The organism is Streptomyces endocoffeicus (genome assembly GCF_016741935.1).
Taxonomy (GTDB): Bacteria; Actinomycetota; Actinomycetes; order Streptomycetales; family Streptomycetaceae; genus Streptomyces; species Streptomyces endocoffeicus.
Genome location: NZ_JAERRG010000006.1, coordinates 124,239 through 141,672, shown reverse-complemented (window position 1 = coordinate 141,672; position 17,434 = coordinate 124,239). Strand labels below are relative to the sequence as shown.

The following is a 17,434-nucleotide window of genomic DNA, read 5'->3' as shown; positions in this document are numbered from 1 at the left end:
CTAGTCTGGGCCGGGAGGTGCCGCCCATGGACCACTACGGGGAGCGCAGGGCCGGCCGGGGGCCGGACGGAGACGGCTGCCCGGCGCGGCGGGGGCCCGACGGGATCTGGCAGGTGTCCGGCTACGAGGAGGCCCGCGCCGTACTGCGCGCCACCGCCACTGTGCAGGCCGGGCTCGGCGTCGAGACGGTGGAGAAGCTGCCGTCCCGGTTCCGGCGCCCGGTGCTCTACCGGGACGGTCCGGAACACCGCGAGGACCGGCGGCAGACCGCCCGGTTCTTCACCCCGCGCCGGGTCGACGAGCACTACCGCGAGGTCATGGTCAGGGTGGCGGAGGCACAGCTCGACACCGTCCGGGAGACCGGCCGGGGCCACCTCGCCGACTTGAGTTTCCATCTGGCCATCGAGGTGGCCGGCGCCGTGATCGGCCTGACGGAGAGCCGGCCCGGGATCCGGACGCGGCTGGAGCGCTTCTTCCCCGAGAAGTTCGGCACGCCCGGGCTGACCAGCCTCCACGGGATCCGCTGGCTGGTGCGGCAGAACGCCAACTGGCTGCGGGTCTACTGGGGTGATGTCCGTCCGGCCGTACGGGCGCGGCGGCGACGGCGGCGCGACGACCTGATCTCCCATCTGCTGGACGAGGGGTGTTCGTCCGGCGAGATCCTGGGGGAATGCCTCACCTTCGCTGCCGCGGGCATGGTCACCACCCGGGAGTTCGTCAATATGGCCGCGTGGCATCTGTTCGGCGACGCCGCCCTGCTGGCGCGCTACCGGGCCGCCGACGAGCCCGGCCGGATCGCGGTCCTCCAGGAGATCCTCCGGCTCGAACCGGTCATCGGCCGGCTCCGCCGCCGTACCACCGCACCGCTCCGGCTGCCCGGCGACGGCCGGGACCCGGACGCGGAAGTGACGGTCCCGGCCGGGGAGTTGGTCGATGTCCTGCTGCACCGCGCCAATCTCGACGCCCGTACGGTGGGCGGGCGGCCGGAGCGGGTGTGTCCGGGCCGCCCGATGGCCGCGGGCGCGGGGGCGCCGGGGCTGTCGTTCGGGGACGGTGCGCACAAATGCCCCGGGGCGGCCATCGCGCTCCTGGAGACGGATGTCTTCCTCAGCCGGCTGTTCGCCCTGCCCGGCGTCCGTATGGCCACCCCGCCCAGGGTCGGCTTCAAGGACGGGATCGACAGCTATGAGCTGCGCGGCTGCACGGTCGTGCTGACCGGCCGTACCTGACCAGCAGCTGGACCTGACCAGCTGGACCCGGCCGGCTGGACCCGACCGGCTGGTGGCGGGCGCGGGTCAGCGCGGGTACAGCTGCCGCCGTGCGGTGGTGAAGCGGGCGAGGGCGTCCGGGAGCGGGTCGATGCCGATGCCGGGCGCGGTGGGCACCGGGAGGTGGCCGTCCTGGAGGACGAACGGCTCGGTGATGTCCTCGGCGAAGTACCGGCCGGAGGCCGAGGTGTCACCGGGCAGGGTGCAGCCGGGCAGGGCGGCGAGGGCCAGGTTGGGGGCGCGGCCGATACCGGTCTCCAGCATGCCCCCGCACCACACCGGGACGCCGTGGGCGGCGGCGAGGTCGTGGATGCGGCGGGCCTCCGGATAGCCGCCGACCCGGGCCGGTTTGATGTTGATGACCCGGCAGGCGTCCATCGCGATCGCGGACGCGGCGTCGCGCGCGCTGTGGATGGACTCGTCCAGGCAGACCGGGGTGGTCAGCCGCCGCTGGAGCCGGGCGTGGGCGTGGAGGTTGTTCTCCTCCAGCGGCTCCTCGATGAGCAGCAGCCCGAACTCGTCGAGTTTCCTGAGGTGTTCGGCGTCGGCGAGGGTGTACGCGGTGTTGGCGTCGACCTGAAGCGGCAGCGCCTCGCCGAACCGTTCCCGTACCGCGCGCACCGGCGCCACGTCCCAGCCCGGCTCGATCTTCAGCTTGATGCGCACATAGCCCTCGGCGAGATACCGCTCGACGTCGTCGATCAGCTCCGGGAGGGAGTCCTTGATGCCCACGGACACCCCGGCGGGCACCCGCTCGTGGACCGAGCCGAGGAAGGTGGCCAGCGGCATGCCGTGGGCGCGGAGTTCGGCGTCGAGCAGCGCGGTCTCCAGGGCCGCCTTGGCCAGCTCATGGCCCTTGACGGCGGCCATGGCGGGGGCGAGGGCCGCGGTCGTGGGCGTGGGGAGGGCGGCCACCCGGGGCAGCAGGAAGTCGCGGATCACGATCTCGGCGCCGGCGACGAACTCCGCGCAGTACAGCGGCTCCGGATCGGCGGCGAACTCCGACCAGCCCTCGGCCCGGTCGGTGACGATATGCAGCAGAAAGGTGTCCTTGCTGGTCATCGTCCCGAAGGAGGTGCGGAAGGGAGTGATCAGCGGAAGGGCGACATGGAGCAGTTCGGCACGTTCGAGCCTCATGGCCGCGGGTCCTCTCCGGGGGTGGTCGGGGCGGGGTTCCGGGTGAGCCGGTACCAGCCGTCGCGGGACATCGCGGTGGCCAGGAAGCCCTCGGCGTACGCCTCGGTGAACACCTCGCGCACGGCGTGCCGCCAGCGCAGCGCCAGGGCCGGGTCGGCGGTGCGCAGCGCGACGATGTCCCCGGGCACCCTGCACCACAGCCGGTCCCCGTGGCGGGCGGCGAGCGGGCCGCCGTCGGGGGCATGGCGGAGGACCGGGGCCGCTGCCCGGTCGTCGGTGTCATCGGCGGGGGTGGAGGCGGGTGCGGGTGCGGGTGCGGGTGCGGGTGCGGGTGCGGGTGCGGGTCGCGCAAGGAGGTCCCAGCGGGCGGTGAGCCGGTCGCTCTCGTCGCCGTCATTCACCCCGTCGTTCATGGGCCCGTAGAGGTCGACCAGGTACTCGGCCCCGACGGCACCCAGTTTGACCAGGTTGAAGCGGGCGTTACGGGCGACCAGCGGGTCGAAGGTCCAGCGCATGGTGTGGGCCCCGTGCTCCAGGGCCCAGCCGCGCTGGGCCTGTTTGACGGCGTGGCCGACGCCCCGGTCGGAGGCGGTGGCGGCGGCCACGAGCGAGTACACCTCCCGGTCGGCCGGCGGGCCGAAGACCGCGACCGCGGCACCGGACAGCCGCTCGCCCTCCTGCCCGTCGGGCCCGGTGGAGTACGCGGCGTGCACCGCGCCGCCCGCGTGGACGATGCTGTGCAGCACCTCGGCCGGATAGGGCGGATTGCTGCGCGGCAGCCGCCACACCTCGGCGAAGAAGTCGGCCACCGCCTGGACACCGGCCACGTCGTGGACGGTGCGGACGGCGACCCCGGCGGCGCGGGCGGCGGCGGTGGCCAGCGCCTCGGCGTCCATCGTCACTGATGTCATGGGCCCGAGTCTCCCGGGGCGGGCCCGCGCTCGGCTTGTCCGGACGCACAACCGCGGCCTAGGGTCCTGTTGCGATCAGCCAATCGCCTCGTGCGTCAGCCCCTGGAAGGCCCGGTACCGCCCATGGACACCCGCACCCTCGGGGAGCTGCTGGACACCCTGGGCGAGCCCGCGCTGCGGCTGCTCACCGCCCCGTCCGGGCTCACCACGCCCGTCACCGAGGTGCTGCTGTACGACGCCCACGCCCCGTTCCCGGACCGGGCGCCCGGCGCCCTGCTGCTGGCGGTCGGGGTGCGCGCGGATGCGGCCGGGGCGCTGGTGGACGAGGCGGCGGCCGCGCGGATGGCGGGTCTCGTCATACGCGGTGCGAACGGGCCCTTGTCCGAGCAGGAACCCTCATCCGGACAGGGGCCCTCGTCCGGGCAGGGATCCGTGTCCGGGCACGGGCAAGGGCTCGCGGACGCCGTCGCCCGGGCGCGGGAGCGGGGGCCGGCCCTGCTCACCTTGGACGAGGACGCCGCCTGGCACCATGTCCATCTGCTGCTGGCCGGGGCGGTCGGGGCCCGGCCCTCCCCCGCGGGCGGCGCCGCGCTCGGCGATCTGTTCTCGCTCGCGGGCGCCGTGGCCACGGCCGTGGGCGGCGCCACCGTGATCGAGGATCCGCGCCAGCGCATCCTCGCCCACTCCACCATCCCCGGCCAGCCCGTGGACGAGCCCCGGCGCCAGGGCATCCTGGGCCGTCAGGTGCCGGGCAGCCCCGAGAACACCGAGCAGTACCGGGTGCTGTTCGCCTCCCACGGGCCGGTGCGCCTGCCCGCCCTCAGCGCCGAGGAACTGCCGCGGCTGGCCGTCGCCGTACGGGCGGGTGGTGAGACCCTCGGCTCGCTGTGGGTCGTCGACGACGGAACCCTCGCACCGGACGCCGAGGAGGCGCTGGCCCAGGGCGCCTCCACGGCCGCCCTGCTCCTGCTGCGGGCGCGGGCGGCACAGGAGCTGTCCCGCCATATGACCGGCGATCTGCTGCGCCGTCTCCTGGACGGCACCGCCGAGCCCGCCACCGCCGCCGAGCGCCTGGGGATGACCCCCGGCACCCCGGTGCGGGTGGCCGCCTTCGCGCTGGAGGGCGCGGCGGGCGCGCCGGACGGGGAGCAGGCCGCGCTGCGGCTGCTGGATCTCGTACGGCTGCAGTGCGAGGCCCGGTACGGGCGGCATGCCTGTGTGCTGGTCGACGGGGTGGTGTACGCGTTGCTGCCGGTGGCCGACGGTCGGGCCGGGGAGCGGCAGCGGCGGCTGGCCGAGGACATCGTGCGCCGCGCGGAGCAGGCCCTGAGGGTGCCGGTGCGGGCCGGTCTCGGCGATGTGGTGCCGGAGGTGGCGGAGGTCCGCGGCTCGCGGGAGGACGCCGATCTGGTGCTGCGGGTGCTCGGCCCGGAGGAGACGGTGGCCGCCATGGACGAGGTCCGGGCCCGGGCCGTACTGCTCCGGCTCACCGAACTCCTGGGCGAACGGCGGGAGTTGGCGGCCGGAGCCTGGCGGGACATCGTGGCGTACGACGCCGGGCACGGCACCGACTATGCCCGGACGCTGGTGTGCTGGCTGGACGCCGGATGCGATATGGCGCGGGCGGCCCGGCTGCTGGCCGTCCACCCCAACACCTGCCGCTACCGGCTGCGGCAGGCGCGGACGCAGCTGGGCATCGACCTGGACGACCCGGACGAGCGGCTGGTGCTGTGGCTCCAGCTGCGCACGCTCGCCGGGCTGCGGAGCGCGTGCGCCTAAGCGCTCTACTGGAAGTGCCCCGAACTGCCGTCGATCGTCCGCAGCACCATCGTGGCTGGTCGCGCAGTTCCCCGCGCCCCTTAGGGGCGCCTTTCGAGCCACAGCCGACTTCCGCCGACCTGCTCAGGGGTGTCCTGCGGATTCAGCCGAGCCAGCCCATGAGCCGCGTCTCACACTCCCGCAACTGCTCCACCGGCACATACTCGCCCGCGGTGTGGGCCAGGGACGGGTCGCCGGGGCCGTAGTTGAGCGCCGGTGTGCCGAGCGCGGCGAAGCGGGCGACATCGGTCCAGCCCAGTTTGGGGCGGGGCGCCACGCCGAGGTACGCCACCAGCGAGGCGGCCGCTTCCTGGTCCAGACCGGGCAGGGCACCCGGGGTGTTCTCGGTGATCTCGACCTCGTACTCGGGGAAGAGGTCGCGTACGTACGCCTCGGCCTCCCGCGGTGAACGGCTGGGCGCGAAACGCAGGTTGACCGTGATCACGCACAGGTCGGGCACCACGTTCCCGGCCACGCCCGCGCGCACGGCCACGGCGCTCAGCCCCTCGCGGTACTCCAGCCCGTCGATGGTGATCCGCCCGGCGGTGTGGTCGTCCAGGCGCCGCAGGACGGCGGCGGCGCGGTGGGCGGCGTTGACCCCCTTCCAGGCGCGGGCGGTGTGCGCCCGCTCGCCGCGTACGGCGATGTCCGCCATCAGCACGCCCTGGCAGCCCGCCTCGACACCGGCGTCCGAGGGCTCCATGAGGATCGCCAGATCGGCCTGGACCAGCTCGGGGCGTTCCGCGGCGATCCTGGCCAGGCCATTGCGGTCGCCGGCCACTTCCTCGCATTCGTAGAACACATAGGTGATGTCGTGCGCGGGCGCGGGGAGCGCCGCCGCGAGCCGGAGGGCGACCGCGACACCGCCCTTCATGTCGCAGGCCCCGAGGCCGTACAGCAGCCCCTCGTCCAGCCGGGAGGGGAAGTTGTCCGCGGCCGGGACGGTGTCCAGGTGCCCGGCGATGACCACCCTCCGGTCGCGGCCCAGATGGGTGCGGGCCACGACGGAGTGGCCGAGCCGCTCGACGGTCAGCCACGGCAGGGCGCGCAGCGCGCCTTCGACGGCGTCGGCGAGCGGGGCCTCATGGCCGCTTTCCGAGGGGATGTCGACCAGGGCGCGGGTGAGCGCGAGCACATCGGCGGTGGGATCGAGCGGGGTCATGGGGTGGTCTCCGTGGTCTCCGTGGTTTCCGTGGTCTCCGGTTCGGGGGCGGGGCGGTTGAGGGTGGAGTGCCGGATGCCGTAGAGCCCGTAGACCACGAGTCCGACCGCCATCCAGGCGCCGAAGGCGATCCAGGTGTCGGCCCCCAGCCCGTACATCACATACCCGCAGCAGACCACTCCCAGCAGGGGGGTTACGGGCGCGAGCGGCGCCCGGAAGCTGCGTGGCGCGTCCGGCTTGCGCCGCCGGAGGATCAGCACGGCCAGGTTGACCAGGGCGAAGGCGAAGAGGGTGCCGATGCTGGTGGCGTCCGCGAGGTCGCCGAGCGGGATGAGCGCGGCGAGGGCGGCCACGAAGGCGGAGACGATGACGGTGCCCGCGCGCGGCACCCCGGTGCGCCGGTGGACCCTGGAGAACAGCCCCGGGACCAGTCCGTCGCGGGACATCGAGAACAGGATGCGGATCTGCCCGTACTGCACGGTGAGGACCACGCTGGTGGTGGCGACGACCGCGCCGATGGACAGCAGGATCGGCCACAGCTCGCCACCGCCGACGGAGCGGACGAGGACCTGGCTGAGCGTGGCCTCGGTGCCCTCGAACCGCTGCCAGGGCATCGCGCCGACCGCCGCCAGCGCCACCGCGCAGTACAGGGCGGTGACCAGGCCGAGCGAGAGGACGATGGCGCGGGGCAGATCGCGCTGCGGGTGCTTGGCCTCCTCCCCCGCCGTGGAGGCGGCGTCGAAGCCGATGTAGGAGAAGAAGAGCGAGGAGGCGCCCGCGGTCATCCCGGCCGTGCCGAGGGGGAAGAGCGGCCGGAAGTTCCCGGCGTGGAAGGCAGTGAAGGCCACCGCGCAGAAGATGACGAGCGCGGCCAGCTTCACCGCCACCATCACGGTGTTGACCACGGCGCTCTCCCGGGCGCCGCGGAGCAGCACCACCATGGCGAGGACGACGATGGCGGCGGCGGGGACGTTCAGCACCCCGCCGTCGCCGGGCGGGGCGGCGAGCGCGTCGGGCAGGGTCCGGCCGACGGTCAGCTGGAGCAGTTCGTTGACGTACTGACCCCAGCCGACCGCGACCGCGGCCACGGAGACGCCGTACTCGAGGATCAGACACCAGCCGCACACCCAGGCCACCAGCTCGCCCAAGGTGGCGTAGGTGTAGCTGTACGAGGACCCGGCGCCCGGGATCATGCCCGCGAGCTCGGCGTAGGACAGGGCGGAGAACAGCGCGGTGACCCCGGCGAGGACGAAGGAGAGCACCACCGCCGGGCCCGCCTGGGGCACCGCCTCGCCGAGCACCACGAAGATCCCGGTGCCGAGCGTGGCGCCGACGCTGAGCAGGGTGAGCTGGGTCAGCCCCAGGGTGCGGCGGAGCGGACCGCCACCTGCCTCGGCGACCAGCTCCGCCACTTCCCGGCGGCGGGTCAGCCTGCCGACCGGGCCGGTGGCCTGCGCCGGGGTTCGCCGGCCGTGCGGTTGTGTTCGCACACCGTTCACATTGCCTCCCTTGTCCGCGCCGCCGCGCTGTACGGCCCCTGATGATGCGGAAGGGAGCGGGCGGGGAGGTGCACGCATCGGCCAAAGACCCGTCCGTGGCTTTGACCGTTCGGCCAAGGCCCGGCCGCGGCTACGCCGTCCGCGAGCGGTTGAGCAGCGCCAGGGAGCAGACCAGGGACACGGCCACCAGCACCATCTGGTAGATCACGACCGGCACGATCGATCCGCCGGCCGAGTGCAGCAGCCACTCGCCGACCAGGGGTGCCGTACCGCCGATGAGCGCCGAGCACAGCTGGTAGGAGAGGGAGATACCGGTGTAGCGCACGGAGATCGGGAAGGCGGCGGCGAGCAGTCCGGCCAGGATCGCGTAGTTCATCGCGCCGGTGATGCCCAGCAGGGAGATGCCGAGCCCCACGACGACCGGCTGGGTCGTCGAGACACAGGCGTACATCACCGGCACCAGCAGGAAGTTGAGGCCCAGCAGGGCCGCCACGGTGCGGCGCGGGCCGAAGCGGCCGGCCAGCACCACCCCGAAGGGCTGGGTGACGAACTGCAGGACGCTGTAGACGAGCAGCACATTCAGCATGGTGGAGCGCTCCATGCCGAGGCTGTCGGTGGACCAGGACAGGACGAAGGTGGTGATGAAGTAGGTGGCGGCGATGCCGATGGAGCTGGCGAGCACGCCGAGTGCGAGGGATCCGGGGTGGCCGGTGAGCAGCTCCCGCAGGGGCACCTTCGCGACCCGTTTCTCGTCGCGCAGCCGGGCGAACTCCGGGGACTCCTCGACCTTGAGGCGCACCACCAGGCCGATGACCACCATCACGGCGGAGAAGAGGAACGGCACGCGCCAGCCCCAGGCGTCGAAGTCGTCGTCCGGCAGTTGGGTGAGCAGCGCGAACATCCCGGTGGCCAGGATCGATCCGGCCGGGGACCCCTGCTGGGCGAAGGCGCCGAAGGACAGCGCCTTCCCCTTGGGCGCGTGTTCGCTGGCGATGAGGACGGCGCCGCCCCATTCGCCGCCGACCGCGATGCCCTGCACCATGCGCAGCAGCACCAGCGCGATGGGCGCGGCGACGCCGACCTCGTCGTAGCCGGGGAGCAGCCCGATCAGGGTGGTGGCGATCCCCATCATCAGCAACGTGGTGACCAGGGTCTTCTTCCGGCCGATCCGGTCGCCGAGGTGCCCGAAGACGATGCCGCCGATCGGCCGGGCGAGGAAGCCGAGCCACAGGCTGCCGAACGCCTGCAGCGCGCCGGTGGTGTCACCGCCGCCACCGAAGAAGATCTTGCCGAGGACGAGCGCGGAGGCGGTGGAGTAGATGTAGAAGTCGTACCACTCGACGGTGGTGCCGATGAACGAGGCGAGGCCGGCCCTGCGGGCGGTCCGCTCGCGGTCGGTGTCCGGGGCGCGGTCCGTGGCCGCGGCGGTGGCGGTGACGGTGGGCTTGCTCATGGTCAGCGTCCAGATATGCGGTCGGCGAGGCGGGCGATGGGGGACGTGGTGGTACGGCCGGAGGACTCCGAGCGGTCGGCGGCGCGGTACGCGGCGTACATGCCGTGCACCCCGATCCACCGGAACGGTTCGGGCTCCCAGCGCCGGGTGCGGTGGCCGACCCAGGGCAGCGCGGTCAGCTCGGTGGAGTGGCCGAGCAGCAGATCGCGCAGGGTGCGCCCGGCGAGGTTGGTGGCGGCCACGCCATGGCCGACGTATCCACCGGCGAAGCCGACGCCGGTGGCGGGGTCGTAGCCGATCGAGGCGCACCAGTCGCGGGGCACGGCCAGCACCCCCGACCAGGCGTGGTCGATGGCGGCCTCGGCGGTGTCCGGGAAGAGGCCGGTGAGGATCCGCCGCAGGGCGCGCACGGTGTCCGCGCTGGTCTGCCCCGCCCGGTCGGTGCGGGAGCCGAACTTGTAGGGCACTCCGCGGCCGCCGATGGCGATGCGGCCGTCCGCGGTGCGCTGTCCGTAGGTGTACGCGTGGGTGGCGTCGCTGAGGAGTTCCTGCCCCTCCCAGCCGAGCCGCTTCCACAGCTCGTCGGGGAGCGGCTCGGTGACGATCATCGAGGAGTTCATCGGCAGCCAGGTGCGCCGCTCGCCCTCGATACCGCTGGTGAAGCCCTCGGTGGCACGGACGATCCGGCCCGCGCGGATGGTGCCGAACGGGGTGCTGACCCGGCCGGGGGCGATGGCGGTGACCGGGGTGGACTCCAGGATCCGCACGCCCAGCGCCTCCACCGCGGCGGCCAGGCCGCGCACCAGCTTGGCCGGGTGGACCCGGGCGCAGTGCGGATTGTGGTAGCCGGCCAGCGCCCCGTCCAGGCGCAGCCGCTCGGCGAGCCGGGGTGCGCTCAGCCACTCCAGGTCCTGCCCGCCCCAGTGGCGCAGCTGGTCGTACGCGGCGCGCAGCCGGGGCAGTTGGGCGGCGCCATGGGCGACGGTGAGATAGCCGCTCTTGACGATGTCGGCCTCGATGCCCTCGGTACGGGCCACCGAGATCACCTCGTCCACGGTGTGGATCATCTCCCGCTGGAGGGCGATCGTCGCCTCGCGCCCGCGCTTCCTCGCATAGGTCCCGGCCGATCCGGCGATCTTGCAGCTGAGCCAGCCGGCGTTCCGCCCCGAGGCGCCGAATCCGGCGAACTCCCGCTCCACGACGGTGATGTCGAGATCGGGGGCGGCCTGTTTGAGGTAGTACGCGGTCCACAGCCCGGTGAAGCCCCCGCCCACGACGCACACATCGGTGGCGAGGTCACCGTCGAGCGGCGGACGCCGTTCGGGGAAGCCGGTCTGGCGGTACCAGAAGGACACATTTCCGTTCAGCACTGCGGCACTCAGCCAATCGTGGTCGAACGGCCGCTGGTCGGGCGGCCTGGGATGGCCCCGGTTTCGTCGCGGATCGGAGTGGCTCGAGGGGGCGAGTGGTGTGAGGTGGGGTGGATCAGTAGCTGGGTGGGCTGATCACCCACAGCACCCGGGCGGCCGCCCCGGCCGTCTCGCTGAGCCGATGGGGTACGGCGGAGGAGTAGCGGATGCTGTCACCGGCGCCGAGGGTGAAGGAGCGGTCGCCGAGCTGGAGTCCGACCGTGCCCTCGAGGACGTACAGGAACTCCTCCGAGTCACCGTGACTGTAGAGGGTCTCGCCCGTGGAGCCATGGGCGTCGAACTCCCCCAGGAACACTTCGAGATGGTGCTGCGGCCCCGGGGTCAGCCGGAACTTGCGGCCGCCGAGCACCCCGAGGGCGAGCCGGGGCGCCTCCTCGGCGCGCAGCACGCTCGGGCCGCTGGTGAAGTCGTCGCCGAACAGATCGGCCACCTTCAGGCCGAGCGCGGCGGCGACCTGCTGGAGGGTGGCGATGCTGGGATTGGCCTGCCCGCGCTCTATCTGGCTGAGATAGCCCTCACTGATCCCGGCGGACTCGGCGACGGTCCGCAGGGTCAGCCGGCGTGCCTTGCGCAGCGCACGCAGCCGGTCGCCCACGGACTCGTCGCCGGATCCCGCGGCCCGGTCCGTGGCGTGTTCGTTCTCCATGGCCGGACACGTTAAGAGCGCTGAGCGGGTGGCACAAGAGTCTGAACTGAAAACTCAGAAATCTTTACTGACCGGCTCCGGCACTCAGCCCGTCCAGAGTGAGGTCGAGGAGACGGTCGGCCCGCTCCCGCTGTTCGGGCTTCCCCGAGGCGAGGGCGATGCCGGTGAGAGCGGCGAACATATCGGCGGCGCTGATGTCCGACCGGATCACACCGGCCGTGACGGCGGCGTCCATCAGCCGCGCGAGCGCGTCCTGGATCATCTCGTGGCTCTGCGCGTACGGATTGACGCCCGACGCGACCACGCCCCGCAGCGCGTCCGCCATGCCCAGCTTGGCGTTGGCGTAGTCCATGAAGCGGGCCAGCCACGCCCGCAGGGCCTCGCGCGGGGGCAGGGCCGCCAGGAGTTCGGGGGCGGCGTCGCAGAGCCGGGCCAGCTCATTGCGGTAGGCGGCCTCGATCAGCAGCTCGCGGGTCGGGAAGTTCCGGTAGAGGGTGCCGGTGCCCACGCCCGCCTCCTTGGCGATGCGCTCGAGGTGGGCGTCCAGCCCTTCCTCGGCGAACACCCGCACCGCCGTGGAGAGGATCTTCTCCCGGTTGCGCTGTGCGTCGGCCCGCAGCGGGCGCCCTGGATCCCTGGCCATCGGCGACTCTCCTCATTCCCCGGCTCATTCCCCGGTTGCTAAGTGGAGGCACACCCACTTAGTGTGGGGCGAAGTGGCGGCGCCTCCACTTCTCACTGTAGGCCATCGCCGTCCCTCTTTCCCCCCTGCCCTCCCGCAACGTTTCCCTGGAAGGAACCCCATGACATCGGGTATCGAAGGCAAGGTCGTCGCCATTACGGGCGCGAGCAGCGGTATCGGCGAGGCGACCGCGCTGCTGCTGGCCGAGCGCGGCGCCAAGGTCGTCCTGGCGGCGCGGCGGTCGGACCGCATCGAGGCACTGGCGGCCCGGATCGCCGGGGCGGGCGGCGAGGCCGTCGCCGTCGTCACGGATGTGAAGCGGCGCGCGGACCTGTCCCGTCTGATCGCGACGGCACGCGAACGGTACGGAAGGCTGGACGTCCTGGTCAGCAACGCCGGTATCAGCCCGATCTCCGCCCTCGACGATCTGCGCGTCGAGGACTGGGAGGCGATGGTCGACGTCAACATCAAGGGGGTGCTGTACGGCATCGCGGAGGCCCTGCCCGTCTTCCGGGAGCAGGGCTCCGGGCATTTCGTGCACACCCTCTCCACCGCCGGGCTGGTCATCGTCCCGACGATGGCGGTCTACGCCGGCACCAAGAACGCCGTGCGCGCCATCTCCGAAGGGCTGCGCCAGGAGGCCGGTGAGACGCTGCGGGTGACCACCGTCTCGCCCGGGTTCATCCGGACGGAGCTCGCGGGTTCCATCACCGACCCGGACGCGAGGAACGGGATCCAGACCCGTATGGACAAGATCGCGATCTCCCCGGACGCCATCGCCCGCGCCATCGCGTTCGCCATCGAGCAGCCGGCCGGTGTCGACGTCGGCGAGATCGTGGTCCGTCCCACCGCGCAGAGCTGACCTCCCCACCCGGGGGTCAACCGGCGGCTGTGCGGCCGGTGTCCAGGACCGCGGCATGGACGGCCGCGGTGAGCACCACGGCCGCGAGGGTCCATGAGATCCAGTCCCCCGGGTCCGGCAGCCACTGCCGTCCGAGCGCGATCGGATAGATGGCCACCGCGTATCCGGCGGGTACGGTACGCGGCACGATCCCCTTTCGGGCGGCGCCGAGGAATAACAGCGGCGCCAGCAGCCCGGCCGAAAACACCACGCCCATCACCCACAGCACCCGGTGCCGCCGACTGCCGTACAGAGCGGGCGGTGCGGACGTTCCAGCGGACGTTCCGGCGGATGTTCCAGTGGAATATTCGTTCACGATCGCCTTTCCTTCGGTGCGGAGTGCAGACGATTGAGTGCGTGGCGTGCGCTCACGGCACCGATACCGTCCAGATCACGAAGCTGACGCGCGGAGAAACCGGAGAGTAGTTCGAGATTATCGATACCAGCTCTGAGTAATGCATTGGCCAAACGATGTCCGATTCTGTCGTGTCCGAGGGCATCGAAGAGTTCGCCTCCCTCACAGGAACCGCAGCGCCGCCCGGGCGCGCTCGGCGTCATTTCCCGGGCGCCGCAGCCACCGCACATATCGATCACCCGGCCATCCCATCGCGCCCTCGACCAGCTCATTTGGACGATGACTTCGCGAAGCGCACCGACGCTGTCGGCCGCTGAGGAGGAATGAGTGGCGCCACAGATGTCACATCGAATGGTGATCGAATGGCTCATGTGAGCATGATGGCAGAGAGCCTTCCCCAGAGCCTTCCCCGTCATCGCTTTGCGGCCGCTCAGCCGTCCATGGGACATGCGTTTCTCACAGCCGCTTGATGACAAATGCGACTGTTACGCCGCCCGGAGTGGTGAAAGCGTGAGCTAACAGTGGACAGCGAAGAGTCCGGGGGGAGTCCGCGCGAGCCGTTGTCAGCGGCTTGAATCCCGTCTGCACGACGGGGAACGCACCAGCGACAATCCGGTATCCGGCCGAGTGCTGTCACCGCGAGCCCCGCCGGGCTCACTTGACCGACAACGGAAACGGCTGGGTGATGACAGACAACGCGACGGACAAGGGTGCGGCCGATACCAGGGGGCGCCGTCACCGGAGATGGCGCGTATCCGCGGCACTGGGTCTGACGGCGGTGCTGGCGGGCGGCGGGATCGCCGCCCTCCGTACGGCCGGATCGCCCGCGTCCGATCCCTCGGCGCCCGCGGCCGCCGTCGCCTCACACTCCGGCCGGCTGACATCCGAGGAATCGCGCGAGGCGTCCCGTATCGCCATCGACGCCGCCACCCGGTCCGGGACCGCGAAGGACCGTCGGAAAGCGACGGAGAAGAATGACGGGGAGCGGAACGCCGCGGGCGGCTCCGGCGCCGAGCCGCTGGACACCCGCCGTCCGCCCCGGGCCAAGTCGGCGTCCTCCGCCACCGACAGCCGGGCCGAGGTCCAGCTCTACGACTACGCCTCGGACACCCTCATCACCAGGGTGGTCGATCTGCGCTCCAAGAAGGTTCTCGACTCCGCCCGCCAACACGGCGTCCAGCCGCCGCCCACCCTGGCCGAGGCCCGCGAGGCGGTGAAGGTCGTCCTCGCCGACCGCGCACTCGGCCCGGGGATGCGCGAGTCCTACGCCTCGCAGACCGGGAAGCGGCTGACCTCGCCCACCCAACTGCGGCTCCAGAGCATGTCGTTCCTCGGCTCCCGGGCGAAGGGGGTCGGCGGCGCCCGGAAGGTGTCCCGGTGCGGTGAGCACCGGTGTGTGCAGCTGTTCGTGCGCATTCCGGGTGGCAAGTGGATCGACACCAGCCGGATCGTCATCGATCTGTCGGCCAGGCGCGCCGCCGTCATCGGTCTGTGAGGGGAGCCTTGTCCGTGTCCAGTCTGTTTCGGCGTGCCCGTGTGCTGATCGCCGCGGTGGGATTGCTGGCCCTGTGGGTGCCGGGCCCGGCCTCCGCCGCGCCCGCGAAGGCCGCGGCGGCCCCGTCCTGCCCCGCCGCGGATCGCATCGACACGACCCTGAAGAACGGTGCCCGGTGGCAGATGTGCTGGGACATCGACCGCAACACCGGTGCGGTGCTGAGCGATGTGATCTACACCCCGAACCGCGGCACCCCCACCCGGGTCCTCAAGAGCGCCTCGCTGGCCGAGGTGCATGTGCCCTACGACAGCGGTCAGCCGCGCTTCTACGACGTCTCGGCGATCGGCTTCGGCGATCTGGAGCAGGGCACGCTCACCCGGCTCGGCGCCAAGGACTGCCCCGACGGGAGGCTGCGCGACTTCCGTGACACCCCGGTGCTGTGCGTCGAGGAGCAGCCGCGGCCGTTCGCCTACAAGAGCGCGGTGGAGAATGGCGTGCTGCACGGCACCGACCTGGTCGTCTTCTCGGTCTCCGAGATCGGCTGGTACGACTACATCACCGAGTGGCGCTTCTCGGACGACGGCTCCATCACCCCCCGGTCGGGCGCCACCGGAAGCCTCTCGCCGTTCCAGTTCTCCGACGCGAGCAGCGGCTGGCCGACCGGAGTGGGCTCCACCCGGTTCAGCGAGAACCACTCGCACAACATCTTCTGGCGGCTGGACTTCGACGTCGACGGACAGTCGAAGAACCGCGTGGAGCAGTACGACTACCCGGGCAGTGGCACGGCCGCGCGGACCACCAAGCGCACGGTGTTCTCCCGTGAGACCGCGGCGGACCTCGCGCCCACCCGCTTCTGGCGGGTGGTGAACCCCACCACCGAGAACTCCGACGGCCACGCCAAGTCCTGGGAGATCGACAACCACCAGAGCGACCAGTACCGGGGGCCGCGCGAGACCGAGGAGTTCACCCATCACGACATGTACTTCACGCAGTACCGGGAGTGCGAACGGCTGGCCTACGGCAACACCGCCCCGGACTGTGCCACCTCGGTCGACAAGTACACCGGCGACGAGAAGCTGACCGACCCGGTGGCCTGGGTCAGTGTCGACTTCCACCATGTGCCCAGGGACGAGGACCAGGACCCCATGCCCACCCACTGGCAGGGCTTCAGGATCGTGCCCCGGGACGTCACGGCCACGAGCCAGCTGCCATGACCCTGCCCCCGTCGCCCGTCCCATCCCCCGGCAAGGAGTGCACCGTGTTACGTACGACCCCGGCCCCGTCCGCCGAGGAGCGGTCGAAGATACGCCGCGTCCTCGAGGACCGACTGACCGCCCTGGCCCGCGCCCATCAGGTGCCCGGGGCCCAACTCGCCGTGCACAGCGGCGGAATGACCCTCGCCGTGGAGACCGGCGTCCTGGACGCGGACTCCGGCGAGCCGTGCGCCGCCGACGCGGCCGTGCCCATCGGCTCCATCACCAAGGCGTACACCGCGACCGTGGTGATGCTCCTGGTGGCGGACGGCGATGTGGAGCTGGACGACCCGCTCGGCGACCATGTGCCGGAGCTGCGGCGGGCCGGTCAGCCGTGCACGGTGCGCCAGGTGCTCAGCCACACCGCGGGGCTTCCGTCCGGGCCCGACTCCGACCAGGTCGCCTCGCTGAGCGCCCCGCGCTATCTGCTGGACCACTGCACCGACCGCACCCTGGTGATGCCCCCGGGTACGGACTTCTCCTACTCCAACGCGGGCTATGTGGCCGCGGGCCGGCTGATCGAGACGGTCACCGGGATGAGCTGGCAGGAGGCCGTGCGGTCCGTTCTGCTCGATCCGCTGGGCACCGTGCCGTCCTTCATCGGCACGGCCGGCGCCCCGCACCGGCCCACGGCGCGCGGCCACTCGGCCAACAAGGCCACCGGCAGAACGCGGCCGGTGCGGCAGAACCTCGCCCCCGCCGAGGCCGCGGCCGGCGCGCTGCGGGCCAGTGCCCTCGATCTGGTGGCGCTGGGCCGGGCCCATCTCGGCGACGGGGCCGCGGGATTGCTGCCGCGCGAGCTCGCGGAGGAGATGCGCCGCCCGGTGCCCGGCGCCGACCCCGGTGTGCTGGCCGACGGCTGGGGCCTGGGCTGGGGGCTCTTCCGGCACGGTGACACCCTGTGGTTCGGGCACGACGGCAACGCCCAGGGCACCTCCTGCTTCCTGCGGGCCGATCCCGCCACGGGCGCGGTGGTCGGGTTCACCGCCAATGCGGGCACCGGCACCGAGCTGTGGAACGAACTGACCGATGTCCTCGGCGAGATCACCGGCGTCCGGGTGCCCCCCACACCCACCCCACGGCACCGGGCCACCCCCATGGCCGCCACCTCGCAGTGCACCGGGATCTACCTCAACGGCGACATCGAGTACCAGGTGACCATCGGCGACGGCGGCGGCCTCGCGCTGTCCGTGGACGGCGACCTCCCCGCGCCGCTGGTCTGCCACGAGGACCTCACCTGCGATCTGGTGGACCCCTCCTCCGGACGCCGGCTCCCCGGCGGACGGTTCGTCCGCGATCCGCGGACCGGCGCCGTGGACCGGATCCAGCTCTCGGGCCGGATGGCCCGCAGAAGCGCCCTGGTCTGAGGTTCCCACCGCCCCGCACACGGCCGTACTCCCCACATCTCCCCCGGCCGGGCGCGG

Annotated in this window: 16 protein-coding genes; 6 read left to right on the top strand and 10 right to left on the bottom strand. The window is 72.2% G+C overall.

Annotated features, from left to right (window positions below; translation table 11 throughout):
• Nucleotides 1-26: 26 nt before the first annotated feature.
• The gene (locus JK364_RS17230) at nucleotides 27-1,229 is read left to right on the top strand and encodes a cytochrome P450 (protein ID WP_201851978.1); all 1,203 of its coding nucleotides are present in this window, start codon (nucleotides 27-29) and stop codon (nucleotides 1,227-1,229) included.
• Between the two features lie 66 nt (nucleotides 1,230-1,295).
• On the opposite strand, the gene menC is transcribed toward JK364_RS17230, so the two are convergent.
• Nucleotides 1,296-2,405 (bottom strand): o-succinylbenzoate synthase, encoded by a 1,110-nt coding sequence (gene menC / locus JK364_RS17225; RefSeq protein WP_201851977.1) that lies wholly within the window; start codon nucleotides 2,403-2,405, stop codon nucleotides 1,296-1,298.
• The gene (locus JK364_RS17220) at nucleotides 2,402-3,316 is read right to left on the bottom strand and encodes a chorismate synthase (protein WP_230992091.1); all 915 of its coding nucleotides are present in this window, start codon (nucleotides 3,314-3,316) and stop codon (nucleotides 2,402-2,404) included. Before JK364_RS17220 ends, menC begins: the two co-directional genes overlap by 4 nt.
• Nucleotides 3,317-3,439: 123 nt before the next feature.
• Between JK364_RS17220 and JK364_RS17215 the strand changes: the two genes are divergently transcribed.
• Nucleotides 3,440-5,095, top strand: coding sequence for a PucR family transcriptional regulator (locus JK364_RS17215; protein ID WP_201851976.1), 1,656 nt, complete (start codon nucleotides 3,440-3,442; stop codon nucleotides 5,093-5,095).
• A gap of 142 nt (nucleotides 5,096-5,237) precedes the next feature.
• Here the strand turns inward: JK364_RS17215 and dapE are convergent, their stop codons facing one another.
• From dapE to JK364_RS17185, 6 genes are all read right to left on the bottom strand, one after another.
• Nucleotides 5,238-6,296, bottom strand: a complete 1,059-nt coding sequence (gene dapE, locus JK364_RS17210) for a succinyl-diaminopimelate desuccinylase (RefSeq protein ID WP_201851975.1) — start codon at nucleotides 6,294-6,296, stop codon at nucleotides 5,238-5,240.
• On the bottom strand, nucleotides 6,293-7,795 hold the full coding sequence (locus JK364_RS17205) for an amino acid permease (protein ID WP_372461955.1): 1,503 nt from the start codon (nucleotides 7,793-7,795) through the stop codon (nucleotides 6,293-6,295). The genes dapE and JK364_RS17205 overlap by 4 nt, the downstream gene beginning before the upstream one ends.
• Nucleotides 7,796-7,925: 130 nt before the next feature.
• On the bottom strand, nucleotides 7,926-9,248 hold the full coding sequence (locus JK364_RS17200; protein ID WP_201851973.1) for an MFS transporter: 1,323 nt from the start codon (nucleotides 9,246-9,248) through the stop codon (nucleotides 7,926-7,928).
• 2 nt (nucleotides 9,249-9,250) lie between these two features.
• Nucleotides 9,251-10,618 carry an NAD(P)/FAD-dependent oxidoreductase gene (locus JK364_RS17195; protein ID WP_307841310.1) on the bottom strand — a complete coding sequence of 456 codons (1,368 nt, stop codon included), beginning with the start codon at nucleotides 10,616-10,618 and terminating at the stop codon, nucleotides 9,251-9,253.
• Between the two features lie 115 nt (nucleotides 10,619-10,733).
• Nucleotides 10,734-11,324, bottom strand: a complete 591-nt coding sequence (locus tag JK364_RS17190) for a helix-turn-helix domain-containing protein (RefSeq protein ID WP_201851972.1) — start codon at nucleotides 11,322-11,324, stop codon at nucleotides 10,734-10,736.
• 64 nt (nucleotides 11,325-11,388) lie between these two features.
• The gene (locus JK364_RS17185) at nucleotides 11,389-11,967 is read right to left on the bottom strand and encodes a TetR/AcrR family transcriptional regulator (RefSeq protein ID WP_201851971.1); all 579 of its coding nucleotides are present in this window, start codon (nucleotides 11,965-11,967) and stop codon (nucleotides 11,389-11,391) included.
• Nucleotides 11,968-12,127: 160 nt separating this feature from the next.
• On the opposite strand from JK364_RS17185, the gene JK364_RS17180 reads away from it, so the two are divergent.
• Nucleotides 12,128-12,868 carry an SDR family oxidoreductase gene (locus tag JK364_RS17180; RefSeq protein WP_201851970.1) on the top strand — a complete coding sequence of 247 codons (741 nt, stop codon included), beginning with the start codon at nucleotides 12,128-12,130 and terminating at the stop codon, nucleotides 12,866-12,868.
• 16 nt (nucleotides 12,869-12,884) lie between these two features.
• Here JK364_RS17180 and JK364_RS17175 read toward each other — a convergent pair whose 3' ends face one another.
• The gene (locus tag JK364_RS17175; RefSeq protein WP_307841309.1) at nucleotides 12,885-13,223 is read right to left on the bottom strand and encodes a hypothetical protein; all 339 of its coding nucleotides are present in this window, start codon (nucleotides 13,221-13,223) and stop codon (nucleotides 12,885-12,887) included.
• Nucleotides 13,220-13,633 carry a helix-hairpin-helix domain-containing protein gene (locus tag JK364_RS17170; RefSeq protein ID WP_201851969.1) on the bottom strand — a complete coding sequence of 138 codons (414 nt, stop codon included), beginning with the start codon at nucleotides 13,631-13,633 and terminating at the stop codon, nucleotides 13,220-13,222. Before JK364_RS17170 ends, JK364_RS17175 begins: the two co-directional genes overlap by 4 nt.
• Nucleotides 13,634-13,947: 314 nt before the next feature.
• On the opposite strand from JK364_RS17170, the gene JK364_RS17165 reads away from it, so the two are divergent.
• Genes JK364_RS17165 through JK364_RS17155 form a run of 3 tightly spaced genes read left to right on the top strand, consistent with a single transcriptional unit; the run spans nucleotide 13,948 to nucleotide 17,377 of the window.
• Nucleotides 13,948-14,757, top strand: coding sequence for a hypothetical protein (locus JK364_RS17165; protein WP_201851968.1), 810 nt, complete (start codon nucleotides 13,948-13,950; stop codon nucleotides 14,755-14,757).
• 14 nt (nucleotides 14,758-14,771) lie between these two features.
• On the top strand, nucleotides 14,772-15,971 hold the full coding sequence (locus tag JK364_RS17160) for a copper amine oxidase (RefSeq protein WP_201851967.1): 1,200 nt from the start codon (nucleotides 14,772-14,774) through the stop codon (nucleotides 15,969-15,971).
• A 44-nt stretch (nucleotides 15,972-16,015) separates the two neighbouring features.
• Complete coding sequence (locus JK364_RS17155) at nucleotides 16,016-17,377, top strand: serine hydrolase domain-containing protein (RefSeq protein WP_201851966.1); 1,362 nt, start codon at nucleotides 16,016-16,018, stop codon at nucleotides 17,375-17,377.
• The last annotated feature ends 57 nt before the right edge of the window (nucleotides 17,378-17,434 follow it).